The following is a 14,439-nucleotide window of genomic DNA, read 5'->3' on the forward strand; positions in this document are numbered from 1 at the left end:
CAAGATAATGAGGGTTAGTTATGTTATTTTTATTGATACTCTTTAATGTTCATTTTGGAATGGAAAAGAAAAATATTATACAATTAGATTTTTATACATCATATAATCAGTTTTACTTGGCGGATTCTGAACATGTCGATTCCGATAAGGAACTTTGGTCTTCGACGACAATGAATGAAAGGTTGAGTATGGACAAGGGTCTAATTGCTGTGTCTACGCAAAGTTATGGGCCGATAAAAGGAGAGCTGGACATTTTGGAAAAAAAAGGCAAAGATGAAGACTTTAGCGTATATGATCATGTTGTGGAAGGAAAGCTAGATCTTCCAACAGGTGTTTTGCAGGTTCAGGATTGTCCAAATTCAGCTGTCGAAGAAGAGGTTATAGTTAAGCCTGGTTTGTATAGTGTTCGAGTATACTCGAAAGGACTGGATACAGTGGTTGGAGATGAGGGCGACGACTATTATCGTATTGTTATTTGGCCAGCTGAGGATACTGATATGAGGGTAAAAGTGCTAAAACAATATAATCCTTAGCTATATCAGCCTGCGCAATAAAAAAGCATCTGTTTTACAGGTGCTTTTTTATTGCGCATAGGCTTTTCTAGCCCTTGTAGTCTCTTATAAGTGCATCAAGCACAAGAAATACCTGTTTCTGGTCGCTTTCGGGCATCACGGATATCTCCATGATCCTGCCGAGCGTAGCTGAATCCAGCAGCGTATCGGTCTTTTCTGAAAGATAGTCCAGCGACACATCAAGTACATCTGCCAGTTTAGAGGCCACTTCCACAGAGGGGATAACCTCGTCCCTTTCATACCGGCCGGTGATATCGCCGGAAGTTCCCACTTTCTTGCCCAGATCGTCCTGCGAGAGCTTCTTAGCCTTTTTCAATGTTATCAGTCTTTGTCCAAGAGTAATACCTATCAGTCGTTAAAATGCCATATCCTCGGCGTTACTACAAAAATAAATCTGATTTTTTACCTCAAAAGGGCCTGATTCTCATCAGACCCTTTCTCTTAGCGTTTATTTGTACAGTAATTTTTATGTTTCCTATCGTTTCCTCTTTTTTGTTTCGTCATCCAATGTTTTTAAAGACTATTGGACTTTCACTGTACGACGCCAATTTTTATGTTGAACCTTTCTTTCGAAAGGCAGCTTGTAGCCGTTTTGTATTATAAGAACAACGGCTATTTGAAAATAGTTTTATTGGAATAAATTTTTTTGATAAATTGTATTGGCTTATTTATACTGTATGAAGATCTTGCCTTCCTTTTTCATTTCAATTTATTTCTCCCATTCGTTTCTGTCTGGATACATCTTGAGATCTTTGAATTCGTCAAAATCATTAAATAATTTAATACCTTTTAACAAACGAGTTCCATCTCGATCGGATTGCTTGAATGCTATTAATGCAAAGCGTTGATCGATCTTTTTACTTTGTATTTCAAATAGAATCTGAGATGAATAATCGTTTATGCAAAAAGCTGATACTGTGGCTCCTTTTAAAATAGTGTTCGTAGAATGGCTCCGTAAATAATCGACTATAGATCCTGATGAATCGATTTCTCTATACAGCATATCTTCGAAAGCTAATTTTTTCTCAATTGATATTGCTTCCCAAGGATATTCTACAAAGGCTGTTGTAGGATTTTCGATAATAAAATCTTCAATTATTTTAGTGTCAACTCCCGCTAGGTGGATTCTTTTAGGTTCTTCTGGCAATTCCTCACTATCTTCTATCATTATACCTCCTGTGGGAAATAAAAACAGTCCATTTTCGAGTTGAATACTTAATCTTAAGGCCAGCCATTCTTTTAAATTCTGACCATTTGTATTCAGAAATTCCTGGGTGTGCTGCTGAATCTGTGCGAAATATGTTTGATTGGGGTTAAAGTATCCATATAGGCCTCCCATAGAAAAATCCCCAGCTTCTAGTTGTGCTGACCCTATGATTTTATCATATGAATAGATGATAGCCGTTGTATAATCCGCTGCTTTTTTAGAAATAGTATTTCCATCAAATCCGATAGCATAAAAATTTGATTGGAAGTCGACCAGTTGTATACTTTTCGGTAATACTGTCACTTCTTGATGGCCATTATTATTTACCCAGATATCGTGTCCTCCAAATTGCCATTTTATTTCTCCGAGTTTTGTTATTCTTGTGATTTCGAGTTCACCATGAACGAGCAGATCATCTTCTAATCTCTGAACACTGAAATTCGTTATATGATCTACTTGTCCTGTCCATTTGAGCGTTAAGTCTGGTATATTTAAATAGTACAGTTTATTCCCCCAAATATAAAGCACACTTTCCTCGATTATAAAGGAGGATTCGCTCAATCCTGTGAAAACCCCTGTATCACAAAGAATGGCACTAGCCACTTCATCTTGACCATGATTTACTAAAATGGCAATGTTAGATACGTTGCTATATCGATCACAAGAATCATCAACATATACCTGTTTGTAGCGTCTGAGATTATCGGCAGACTCAGCTGTATATTGGTGATCGGTATAGAATAATATTTTATAGTGTTGATGGTAAATTTCAATCATTTGGACTTGTGGAAGCTTTTGCTATTAAAGATAGCAGTTAGAGTCTGATTATCGAAAATTCAGTGCTTTATTCTAAACCCTTTCCTCCCCCCATTCCCGTCATTCACCGAGTTTTCCTGAACGTTAGTCTAAAGTCCATAGGTTTTGGATTGGATTTTTTTTGGAAAAGCTTCAGCCGTAAGGCATATTGTGCTATAGTTTGAAATTAAGCAGAAAGTAGATATTATCCTGTGCAAAAATTGAAGCGCTCAGGAAAGCTCTATCACAAATGAAGAAAGACATCGGCATCCAATTTTTGTACAAAAACGAACCATTTCTGAACAAATCAATACCATAGCAGTAACCTGCCATAGCTATTTTTGTAATGCATCCCAATAAATCAATTTGATTTGAACACACCAATAAATTATAAACTATAAGAAGGGGGCTGACAAAACGGAAATCCAAAAACTAACAAGCAATAGACTTAAAAAATATGTTCAGAAACGAAATAATAAACAGACAGATAATATCAAATAGGATAATTAAAAGTGTTTTTATCCTCTTATTTTGTACTTGCGCGTCGCTTGGCTTCTCTCAAAAAAATAAAGCCCAAGGCGGTGCCGGCAACTCGGGGTATATCTTATTAAAGCCAAAATACGATGGACATTCAGTCTTGCGCAACCCTTTAAATGGTTGGGTAATGTATGCTCCCCGTAATGCCGACGATTCGTATTGGGATATCGAATATTTTGTGCCAGCATTGGGTAAAAAGGTAAAGGTCATCGATTATGCTTCGGCATGCTATGTACGCACGAGCTGGTCTTCTCTGAATCCCAGTGAAGGCGTTTATGCCTGGGATGATCCAAATTCCAGAATAGGAAAGCTCTTAAAAGGGGCGCAAAAGAGAGGGTTGCCCATAGCGCTCCGTATAGTGGTAGATGGCCGCGACCAGGGACAAAATACACCCAAATTTGTGTTCGACCTTGGAGCCAAATATTATTTGGAAAATAAAAATCATCCCGATAGACAAACCCCTTATCCTCAGGATACGGTATTTAGAAAATACTACACCAAATTTATCACAGCTTTGGCCAAGGAATTTAATGATCCTGAAAAGACCTCTTTTATTGATGCCTATGGCTTAGGAAAATGGGGTGAAGCACATTATGTTGTCTATGAAGATCCCAAAATGGCAACGCCCGAAAGTACTGAAAAAATAAAGGAAGAAACCTTGGACTGGGTGACCAGTTTATATGCCAACACATTCACAAAAGTTCCTTTGGTTATCAACTACCATCGTCTTGTAGGTCATCCCGAAAGTTGGGGAGCAGTCAACCCGAACAGTGAACGCTTGTTGGATAAAGCTATTGATAAAGGTTATAGCTTGCGCCAAGATGCTTTTGGCATGACTGGCTATTACCAGAATTGGGAGAAGGATTTTGCCAGGAAATGGAATTTTAAGCGTCCTATCATTATGGAAGGGGGCTGGATTATTGCTCCAGGTAAGCACCGTTATTGGATAGACCCGAGTGGAAAATATAGAGAAGGTCATGATGAGGATGTTAGAAAAGGAGAGTTCGACCTGTCGGCCGAAGCCCATGTCAATATGATGGACTTTAGAGCGGGGGGAGAAACTGAATCCTGGTTTAAGTCCTTTGATCTGGTTCAACGGTTTATTACAGAAGGGGGGTACCGTGTATATCCAGACCAAATCAATCTCCCTCAAGATATCAAGTCGGGAAAGATAGCGCAAATCTCCCATCGTTGGCAGAATATGGGCTGGGGCTATTTTCCTAATAATATTCCACAATGGAACTACAAATATAAAGTTGCTTTTGCACTGTTAGATGCCAAAGGGAATGTTAGAAAGATTTTTGTAGATCTTCAGAGTGAACCGTCTGCTTGGTTGAAAGGTGCTGCTGCAAGTTATAAAATAAATGCAAAAGTAGATCTACCTGCAGGAATATATAGCTGGGCAGTCGCCATTGTTGATACAACCAAGGAAAATAAGCCGGCAATTCAACTTGCCCTTGCTGGAGATTTGACGGCTCAGGGTTGGACAAAGCTTTCGGCATTGCAGGTAAAATAGAAAATTTTATAAACAATTAACACCTATTATGATAAAGCTGATCAATCTATCTTTTATATTGTCCCTTTTTTTTAGCCTGATAACCTCCAACCTTGTTGCTCAGCAGAATATGGCCAATGTGTATGGTAGGCGAACTCAATCATTAAATGGAAAGTGGGACGCTATTGTAGACTTATACGACCAGGGAAGAAAAAACCAAATCTATCTGAATAAAAAGGCCGAAAATAAGACTGATTTTTATGAATACGCTTTCGAGAATGGTCTCCGTTTAAATGTACCTTCGGATTGGAACAGTCAAATGCCTGAACTTAAATATTACGAAGGTACCATCTGGTATGGCCGCAAGTTCGATGTATTGAAAGAAAGTAACGAAAGGCTGTTCTTATATTTTGCTGCTGTAAATTACCGTTGTCGCATCTATCTCAATGGACAAGAGATTGCACAACATGAAGGTGGTTTTACTCCCTTTCAGATTGAAATAACGGATGCAGCTAAAGAAAACGATAATTTTTTGGCAGTTGAGGTAAATAATAACCGGCAGGTTGATGCCATTCCGGCAATGGCCTTTGATTGGTGGAACTATGGCGGTATCACCCGAGATGTCTTTTTGGTAAGCACGCCAAAAGTTTTTATCGATGATTATTTTGTTCAATTGGACAAAACCAAAGCCGATAAAATCACTGCGAAGGTCAAACTTTCGGAAAAGATAGCCAATTCCTCGGTAACTATCGAAATACCGGAACTACAACTAAAACAAACGCTTAAAACAGATGCTCAGGGAGAAGTGAAAACTTCATTCCTATCGAGAGAAATCAAACGTTGGTCGCCTACTGCACCTAAACTGTATAACGTGAAGATTTCAACGCGCGATGATCAAATAGAAGAGGAAATAGGTTTTCGCAATATTTGGGTAAAAGGGGAAGATATCTTCCTGAATGGCGAAGCTATTTTTCTCAAGTCCATTTCATTTCATGAGGAAATACCTCAGCGCAAAGGTCGTGCTTTTTCACAGGCAGATGCAGTGATGCTGCTTTCAGAAGCGAAAGCTTTAGGCTGTAATATGATTCGTTTGGCACATTATCCACAAAATGAATATATCGTGAGAACGGCCGAAAAAATGGGTTTCTTGTTGTGGGAAGAAATTCCCATTTGGCAGGGCATCGATTTTGAAAATGAATCGACCAAAGATAAAGCCGGTAAAATGATGCGGGAAATGGTTGCTCGAGACAAAAATCGTTGCGCACTCGCTTTTTGGGGGGTAGCCAATGAAACCCAACCGTCCGAGCCTAGAAATGCTTTTATCAGGCATTTGATTGCTACATGCAGAGCCGTTGACACGACCAGGCTTATAACCGCTGCTTTTGATCTTGTTCGTTTCAATAAGGAGAAGGAAACCTTTGTTATGGATGATCCTTTTACGAAAGAATTGGACGTCGTAGCTGTCAACAAATATTTAGGCTGGTACCATTCCTGGCCAGTTTCTCCTGATAAAGCAGTATGGGATGTTGCAAGAGGCCAGCCTTTAATTATTTCTGAATTTGGAGGCGAGGCGTTGTATGGCAAAAAGGGCGAAAAGGATGTCGTCAGTTCATGGAGTGAAGATTACCAAGAGACTTTATACAAAAACAACCTCGAAATGTTTAAGCATATCCCAAACCTGCGCGGAACTTCACCTTGGCTGCTATTTGATTTCCGTTCGCCGTTCCGTTTTCATCCGACCAATCAAGATGGCTGGAACCGAAAAGGACTGGTGTCGGATCAAGGCTATCGCAAAAAAGCCTGGTATCTAATGAAGAATTATTATGAGAATAAATAGAACTTCAATCTTAGCGCTTCGAAAACAGCCCTTAAAGACAATTTCACACTGACAAAGGCTATTTGGCCTGGCGCGTAAAGAGTAGGTTGGTGAAGAGAATGAAAGTACATAAATAATCGAAATACAAAATGGATGAATACAAGATAAGTATATACAAATACGTTAAAATAATATGCCTACTGGGGCTTCTCCTGCAGGCAGCCTTGTTAAAGGCGCAAGATGTCATCGATTTATCGGGTACTTGGGGCTTCCAAACTGACGTGATGGATTTTCGAAGGGGCTCCCTGTCTCCCCGCTATAATCACGGTTTACAAGGAACAATTAAACTTCCGGGTATTACCGACGATTATCAGATAGGATATCAAAATCCTTATAAATATATTGACCGTCTGACCCGAAAATACGAATACATGGGGCCGGCATGGTACCAACGCGATATCGATATTCCTGCTGACTGGAAGGGGAAAAAAATATTCCTATATTTTGAGCGCACCCACTGGTTAAGTTCAATTTTCGTAGATACCAAGGAAGTTAGCAGCATCGATTATGTGAGTGTGCCTCACAATCACGATCTGAGTACTTCCTTAAAACCCGGAAAAAAGCATCGTATTACCATTTGTATCGATAACCGATTTCAGTACAATACACATAAATGGAACCATGCACATACTGAATTTACGCAGATTAACTGGAACGGTATCTTGGGAGAAATGAAACTGCTGGCCATAGATCCGGTTTATGTGGAAGACCTTCAGGTATACCCAAATATCACCGATCAGTCCATAAAAGTAAAATTACGGATCAATAATGTAACAAAAAAAAAGGTAAAGGGAAAGGTTTCCTTTGCTATCGACGGAACAAACTACAGTCTTAAAAATGAAATTGCTTTGTTAAGTACCGATTCGGTCACGTATATAGAGACAAAAATTCCCTTAGGTAAACAGATTAAACTGTGGGATGAGTTTAACCCAAATATTTATCGGATTAACTGCCAGCTGAATACTTCCGACGGTAAAAATAGCTACCAGCATGAAAAAGCGACCACCTTTGGTATGCGTGAAGTAAAACAAGGAAAAAACCATGTCCTGCTCAATAATCATCCGATCCATTTAAGAGGCAATGTTGAAAATGCAGTGTTCCCAAAAACAGGGCATGCTCCGCTCGATGATGCCTCTTGGGAACGCATTATGATACTGATGAAGGACTACGGCATGAACCATTTACGTTTCCATTCTTGGTGCCCCCCGGCGGCGGCCTTTCGCATGGCAGACAAACATGGGATATATTTTGAAGTGGAAATGCCTATGTGGGGGAAAGACGCCGAACCCGATGAGGCCAGATATAACTTCTTCCGCCGTGAAATTAAAGCTATTTTGAAAGAATACGGCAACCATCCTTCGTTTGTTCTGTACTGCAACGGCAATGAAATTACAGGGAACTTCGACTTTATTGAGGAACTTACCGCCGAAGGCAGAAAAGCTGATCCTCGTCATCTTTATAGCGGTTCTACTGCACGGACAAGAGTTAAATCAGATCAATATTACGTGTCCCAGCAAACCAACAAAGGGGCTGTAAAGGTTTACGAAGGTCAACCGGGTACTGATTGGGACAAGAATGCGGAGTCTGATGTAGATGTGCCCGTCATTTCACATGAGTCGGGACAACGTTGTATCTATCCAAATTTTGATGAAATAAAGAAATATGCCAACAGCCCCGTAGAGGCCCGTAATTTTGAAGTATTTAGCGATTTATTGCAAAAAAATGGCATGCTGGACCAGGCAAAGGATTTCTTCAGAGCATCTGGTGCGCTGACCGTGCTGGAGTACAAAGCCGTGATTGAAGCCCTGTTACGATCGGGTAAATCTGCCGGATTTCAGCTTTTGTCGATGAACGACTTTCCGGGACAAGGTTACGCACCCGTGGGGATATTCGATCCTTTTTGGGATTCGAAAGGATTGGTTACAGCAGAAAAATTCAGGGAGTTTTGCGCGCCAACAGTCGCTCTACTACGCTATAACAAAAGCAGTTTTTTCAACACAGAAACATTTAAGGGTAAAGCCGAGGTATATAACTTTAGCAATTCTGCACTTGAAAATGCGAAAATTAAATGGTGGTTAACCGATACCGCTGGTAACGTATTGAAAAAGGGAACGCTGAAAAAGCAAACCATTGCCAAAGAAAATGTATCGCCGGTAGGTGAATTTGAGATTTCCCTGAAAAACATCGGCACCCAAAAAGTTACGGTTCATCTTGCGGTGAACGATAGCATTAAGAATAGCTGGGACATTTGGGTATATCCAAAGCATCAACATCTGATGCAATCTACAGCAAATGTGTTGTACACCGATGTCTACGATGATGTTGCAAAAAGGCAGTTGGCCCAGGGCAAAACCGTGGTTCTTTATCCTTCGCCAGACCAGGTAAAAGGTCGAAAATCACTGTTTCACAATCATTTTTGGAATCCTATTATGTTTGCATGGGCACCGATGACCATCGGCAACCTGGTCCATCATAAACAGGCCATGTTTAAGGATTTTCTTACTTCATACCATACCGATTGGCAATGGTGGGATATCCTAAACCATGCAAAAGTAATCGAAATGCAACATGCACCACAACAACTGCGTCCCTTTATACAGGTCATCGACAGTTACGACAACAACCAGAAATTGGGTATTGGTTTCGAAGCCAAAATGAACGGCGGGAAACTGCTAGTATTGGCATTGGATACCAAAAATGATATGGATAACCGTCCCGCTACCCAACAATTGTTGTACAGTATCGATAATTATGTAAAAAGTGAGAAATTCTCGCCGCAAGTGGCCGTAGAAGAGACCTTTATTCAGTCATTTTTAGAGAAATAAAAAGGATTAAACGATGATAAGAACAATGATATTGTCTATGATGACTTTTCTTTGGGGTCAGATCCTCATAGCACAGGAAATTATGTTAGAAGAGAAAGCATCCGTAAACCAGGTCTATAATAAGACTGTCGAGGCGGGAAATGCATTATCTTTTAATGATTTGGACATCGAATCGGGCTATGTACTTTATCAGACCGAGATAAACTCTGATGCCGAAAGCGAAGAGCTGGAATTGGAAAACGTACGCGATTATGCCGTGGTCTATGTCGACGGTAAGATACAGGGTAGCCTGACAGATAAGAGTAAAAAACTAGCCATCAAAGCAAATCCAGGCAAACACTTGCTTCAACTTTATGTCGAGAATATTGGTCGGATCACTTACGGACCAGAAATTACAGATAATTCAAAAGGGCTATTTGGCACCATTACTTTAGATGGAAACGACCTTCAAGACTGGAAAATGATCCCCTTAACGGTTCGTAATTATCCACTGAGGGATTTGGTTTTTGAACAAAGACCAGCTAATGACAGCCCCGGTTTTTACAAAGGTCAGTTCGAACACAATCTGTCCGGAAACAAGTATCTTAATATGACAGGATGGGGAATGGGCGAGGTCTGGTTAAATCAAAAATATTTGGGATCTTACTGGGAGGAAGAAAAACAGCAGTCGATATTAATTCCTTCGGCGGATTTAATACCCGGAAAAAATGAACTTGTAATCTTCGAACTCAAAAATAATCAGCAAAAGAAGATAAGTTTGTCCCCAACGCCTGTTTTTAAGTAAATTGGTACTGTGGGCTTCGCATGGAGCTGAACAGCTGAAAAAGAGCTAAGGCCAGAATTTCGACGAAGCTCTTTGCCTAATAGTATGATAATCGAAGTTTATAGAACCACTGATCAACAATTAGCTTCAGGTATTTTGATTGGAACTGGCACGCGTAAATCTTGGATTGAAATTTAAACAGCTTTAATAGCATCGGTAAATGAATAAATACAGTCTGATAATTTGTTTCCTCATTTTTTGGGGGCAATGTGTTCTCGGTATCGATCTTTCGAGGTATAGATTTCATTTGATGCCCGAAACTTCCTATTATGGCGGTATACAGAGCATCGCAAAAGATAGTTTAGGGCGTATTTGGTACACGGGACCCGATGCGCTCTTCATGTACGATGGCAACAGTTTTTATCAGTTAAATGATATCGTCTCTGCGATCAAACCAGCACAAAAATGGGGTTATGGTTCTTTAATTCGGGATAAAAAGGGAAATCTGTTTCTAGCTTCTGGGCAAGGTTTATTAAAATTCGATTACGAACGGTTTTCTTTTCATGTCGTGGTTCCCGGAATGATCCGTTCACTTTGTGTACATAGCGATGGTCAGGTTTACATGCTGTCAGACAATAGCATACTACGCTATAATCCGCAAAAGAAACAGACAGAAAGCTTTTTATTGCCCAAAAACAAGTCTTTCCAAAATATATTGAGTGCTAAAGGTCACGTGTTTCTAAGCCAAGGTGCTGTTGTGTATCAAGTTGAAATGACGAAAAAACGCTTAATCCAGTTTGCGGATTTTGGTAGTACGACAAATCAGGTGAACGATGCGGTTGCGTACGGGGGCTTATATTACTTTTTAACACAACGAGGGGGAATCCATGTAACGGATTTGACAGGTACCTTAAAACAGAAGATCCCGGTAAGCGTAGCGGGAAATTCATCTGTTTTAACCAAAAAACTTTATCTGGACCAAACCGGCATAATCTGGGTGGCTACACAGGCCGGATTATTTTTTTATGATCCCGCGACTGAAAGTAGCAGTGCCTTACGGATGAACCTGAACGATGCCTATTCATTACCTAATAACTCGATATGGACGATTTATCCAGACCCGGACCAAGGGGCCTGGATAGGTACTTACGGTGGTAAAATAGCTTATTGCTCGCTTTACGATTCCCGAGTGCGTTACTTCAAGCCCAGCCCAGGGGGACTCAATCACCCCATAGTCAGTAGTTTTCAGGAAGATCATCTGGGAAATATATGGATCGGTACCGAGGGGGGGAGCCTGAATTACTGGAATAGAAAAAAGGATCAGTTTAACCCTCTAGAAAAATCGCAGGGTAGTTCGTCGAGTCCCCATATGATTAAACGCCTGAAATTTGACCGAACGAGCAAAAAACTGTTGATTTCAGCCTATAACGGCGGTATTGGCAGTTATGATATGGACAATCAGCATTTCAGCAATTTCAATTTCCGCTCTCCGGAGAGCCAGCAACCGCTCACCGTTTATGATTTTGTAAACGATAAGGAAGGCACCTGGTGGATGACAGATCCCGATAAATCATTTTTATATCGAAAGAAGCCGCTAGATCCTATAGAGATGGTGAGCGTCCTTGATGCGCAGGGCAAAAAAATGAAACTCGAAGTCGAAGCATTATATGTGAATAACGAAGATCAGCTCTGTTTAATTAGCCATCAAGGATTTTTTGTTGTAAATCCCCATACGTTAAAGGTATTGAAACACTACGCGCTCAAAGATGCTTCCTATTCAGCAAATTACCTGTGTAGTTATACAGTGACTTCAAATGGCGAAGTATGGTTGGGGACATTGGGTAAAGGCGTAAATGTACTGAAAAGAGATGGGACATATGTCAACTATAGTGTAAGTAACGGATTCCCGGCGAAAATGGTATTTGGCATATTAGAAGATGTTGCCACGAAAAATATCTGGTTAAGTACCAGTGATGGTCTTTTTTGTTTCAACTGGAAGTCCAGTAAATTTGAGAAAGCGAGATTTTATCAGGAAAATAACATTGGTTCATTTTATATTCATGCCGCTTACAAAACTTCCAGGGGTGAAATGCTGTTTGGTGGTACCAATGGATTTCTACTTTTCGATCCGGCGTACCTCAATAAAAATCTTCAAAAACCGAAAGTGTTTTTTACAGGATTTCTGGTCAACAATAAACTCGTGAAACCAGCGGATGGCTCATCAGTTTTAACGAAAGACATTGGTAGTCTTTCCAATCGAAAAGAAGACAAGATAAGGCTCTCCAGTAGCCAGTCTAATGTAGAAATTAAGTTTTCGGCAAATAGTTATCTATCCGCAGAGAAGAACCAGTTCGCTTACCGGATGTTGGGGCTTGGTGAAGACTGGCAAATCAGTCATGCCAATCAGAAATCTGTACAGTTTCTCAATCTTCCAGGCGGAGATTATACCTTTGAAATCAAGGCTTCCAACAATGATGGGCTATGGGGCGATCAAATTTCACGATTATATATTCATGTCGATCCACCATTTTTCTTGTCGTGGTGGGCTTATTGCTTCTATGCAGCACTTGTTTCTGCTCTGCTCTTTTTCATAATGAGATATTACAGCAATAAAAGAGTGTTTAAAGAGCGATTAGCACTCGAGCGTTTAAAAGAACAGAATATGCAAGAGCTGAACCAGGCGCGTATCGACTTCTTTACCAATATCTCCCATGATTTAAAAACACCGCTAACCCTGGTTTTACAGCCGCTTAAGCAACTTAAAGATACGATTGTGGCCAACGATACTGCTTTGGTCTACATGGATTTAATAGAGAAAAATGTATCTAGAATACAGCGGATGATTAGCCAATTACTGTGCTTTCGCGAAATAGAAAGCCAAAAAATTACACTCAATCCGCAGGTTGGTGATTTTATCAATTTTGTAAGGGATATATTTAGCCTTTTTGAACTCTATGCCAATAAAAAAGGTGTTGAAACCAATATTTCTGCGTACAAGGACAATTTATATGTGGCCTTTGACTATGATGTTATCGAAAAAATATTGACTAATCTGTTTTCCAATGCCCTAAAATATACACCAGATAATGGGTATGTGGGCGTACGTATCTATAGTGCAACGGCAGAAGAAAAAGAACGGTTTCCTTCGTTAAATCCGACGGAAATCGAATACATCTCCATTGAAGTTATAAATACCGGCGATTGTTTTTCTGAAGAACAGATCGCGACGCTTTACACTTCTTTCAACCGCTTATCTTCTCATCGGCCAACTTTTGAAGAAAGTTCAGGACTTGGACTTGCCATTGTGAAAGAACTGGTAGATGTGCTGGAGGGTAAAATATGGATGGTCAATAAGACCGATAAAATTTCATTTACCATTTCACTACCGTTAAGAAAACAGGCCGGGGCAGGCGATATGCAGCCTAACGTTTATGATTATACGGTTTCTGAAATCGACGATATTATTACGCAGGATACTGCAGCCCCAGAAACAAGATCGATCCCTATAAAAAAGACAGATAATATCCTGCTCATTGAAGATGACCAACAGCTGCGTGTCTATCTGGAGCAGCGTCTGGCCGAAAAATATAATGTATATACAGCAAGTGACGGCGAAGAAGGCTTAATTAAAGCCGAAAAAATTTATCCGCAACTTATTATTACCGATTTGATCATGCCAAATCGCAATGGCTTGGAAGTATGCCGTAGCCTTAGACAAAATTTTAAGACTAGCCATATTCCTATTATTATGATTTCAGGTACGGGAGATGACAACCAGCATAAAATAAAAGCATTGGAATATGGCGCCAATGTGTTTATTGATAAACCGTTTCATGTCGACTATCTGTTGCAACAGACGGAAACCATTCTAAGAAATCAGCGGGAACTAAAAGAAAAATACAGCAAACACGTTCAGGTAGATCCCTCCAATGTAACCGTTACCTCCATGGACGAGGAACTGCTGATTAAGGCCATTCAGGTCATTGAAGAAAATATTGACAATGCCAGTTATTCCGTAGAAGATTTTGTGGCTGATATGAACGTAGGCAGAACCATTCTCTATCAAAAAATACATGATATTGTGGGAATGTCTATCAAAGAATTTATTTTGAATATGCGACTGAAAAGAAGTGCTTATCTGTTAGAAAAATCGGATTTGACGATAGCTGAAGTTGCTTACCAAACCGGGTTTAACAATGCCAAATACTTTAGCGTCTGTTTCAAAAAACAGTTTGAACTGAGCCCTTCAGAGTTTAAGAAAAAGGTTTCCAGTGGAAAGAAATAAAAATACAGCCAATAGTTTACCGATTTACCCTTTCAGATAGGAGGAAGGCAATTCTATATTTTTGAAATCCTAACGATCATGAAA

8 protein-coding genes are annotated in these 14,439 nt (G+C 40.0%); 6 read left to right on the forward strand and 2 right to left on the reverse strand.

Annotation, left to right across the window (positions count from 1 at the left end):
* Positions 1-59: 59 nt before the first annotated feature.
* A complete protein-coding gene (locus AAH582_RS06170; protein ID WP_343321526.1) occupies positions 60-533 on the forward strand; it encodes a hypothetical protein in 474 nt (157 codons plus the stop codon).
* 67 nt (positions 534-600) lie between these two features.
* Here the strand turns inward: AAH582_RS06170 and AAH582_RS06175 are convergent, their stop codons facing one another.
* Together AAH582_RS06175 and AAH582_RS06180 are read right to left on the reverse strand one after the other, a co-directional pair.
* Complete coding sequence (locus AAH582_RS06175) at positions 601-924, reverse strand: helix-turn-helix domain-containing protein (protein ID WP_343322348.1); 324 nt, start codon at positions 922-924, stop codon at positions 601-603.
* Between the two features lie 357 nt (positions 925-1,281).
* Entirely contained in the window at positions 1,282-2,556 is a 1,275-nt protein-coding gene (locus tag AAH582_RS06180) for a hypothetical protein (RefSeq protein WP_343321527.1), read from the reverse strand.
* A 682-nt stretch (positions 2,557-3,238) separates the two neighbouring features.
* Between AAH582_RS06180 and AAH582_RS06185 the strand changes: the two genes are divergently transcribed.
* From AAH582_RS06185 to AAH582_RS06205, 5 genes are all read left to right on the forward strand, one after another.
* The gene (locus tag AAH582_RS06185) at positions 3,239-4,627 is read left to right on the forward strand and encodes a DUF4832 domain-containing protein (protein WP_343321528.1); all 1,389 of its coding nucleotides are present in this window, start codon (positions 3,239-3,241) and stop codon (positions 4,625-4,627) included.
* A gap of 28 nt (positions 4,628-4,655) precedes the next feature.
* Positions 4,656-6,443 (forward strand): glycoside hydrolase family 2 protein, encoded by a 1,788-nt coding sequence (locus AAH582_RS06190; protein WP_343321529.1) that lies wholly within the window; start codon positions 4,656-4,658, stop codon positions 6,441-6,443.
* Positions 6,444-6,571: 128 nt separating this feature from the next.
* Entirely contained in the window at positions 6,572-9,307 is a 2,736-nt protein-coding gene (locus AAH582_RS06195; protein WP_343321530.1) for a sugar-binding domain-containing protein, read from the forward strand.
* 13 nt (positions 9,308-9,320) lie between these two features.
* Positions 9,321-10,091: a hypothetical protein gene (locus tag AAH582_RS06200; RefSeq protein WP_343321531.1), complete on the forward strand. Its 771-nt coding sequence runs from the start codon at positions 9,321-9,323 to the stop codon at positions 10,089-10,091.
* 199 nt (positions 10,092-10,290) lie between these two features.
* Positions 10,291-14,355, forward strand: a complete 4,065-nt coding sequence (locus tag AAH582_RS06205) for a response regulator (protein ID WP_343321532.1) — start codon at positions 10,291-10,293, stop codon at positions 14,353-14,355.
* Positions 14,356-14,439 lie beyond the last annotated feature (84 nt).

This window comes from Sphingobacterium multivorum, assembly GCF_039511225.1.
Lineage (GTDB): Bacteria > Bacteroidota > Bacteroidia > Sphingobacteriales > Sphingobacteriaceae > Sphingobacterium.

Coding starts and splice junctions, on each gene's coding strand:
- AAH582_RS06205 (WP_343321532.1), top strand. CDS start 10,291: ATGAATAAATACAGTCTGATAATTTGTTTCCTCATTTTTTGGGGGCAA.
- AAH582_RS06190 (WP_343321529.1), top strand. CDS start 4,656: ATGATAAAGCTGATCAATCTATCTTTTATATTGTCCCTTTTTTTTAGC.
- AAH582_RS06180 (WP_343321527.1), bottom strand. CDS start 2,556: ATGATTGAAATTTACCATCAACACTATAAAATATTATTCTATACCGAT.
- AAH582_RS06195 (WP_343321530.1), top strand. CDS start 6,572: ATGGATGAATACAAGATAAGTATATACAAATACGTTAAAATAATATGC.
- AAH582_RS06200 (WP_343321531.1), top strand. CDS start 9,321: ATGATAAGAACAATGATATTGTCTATGATGACTTTTCTTTGGGGTCAG.
- AAH582_RS06170 (WP_343321526.1), top strand. CDS start 60: ATGGAAAAGAAAAATATTATACAATTAGATTTTTATACATCATATAAT.
- AAH582_RS06185 (WP_343321528.1), top strand. CDS start 3,239: ATGTATGCTCCCCGTAATGCCGACGATTCGTATTGGGATATCGAATAT.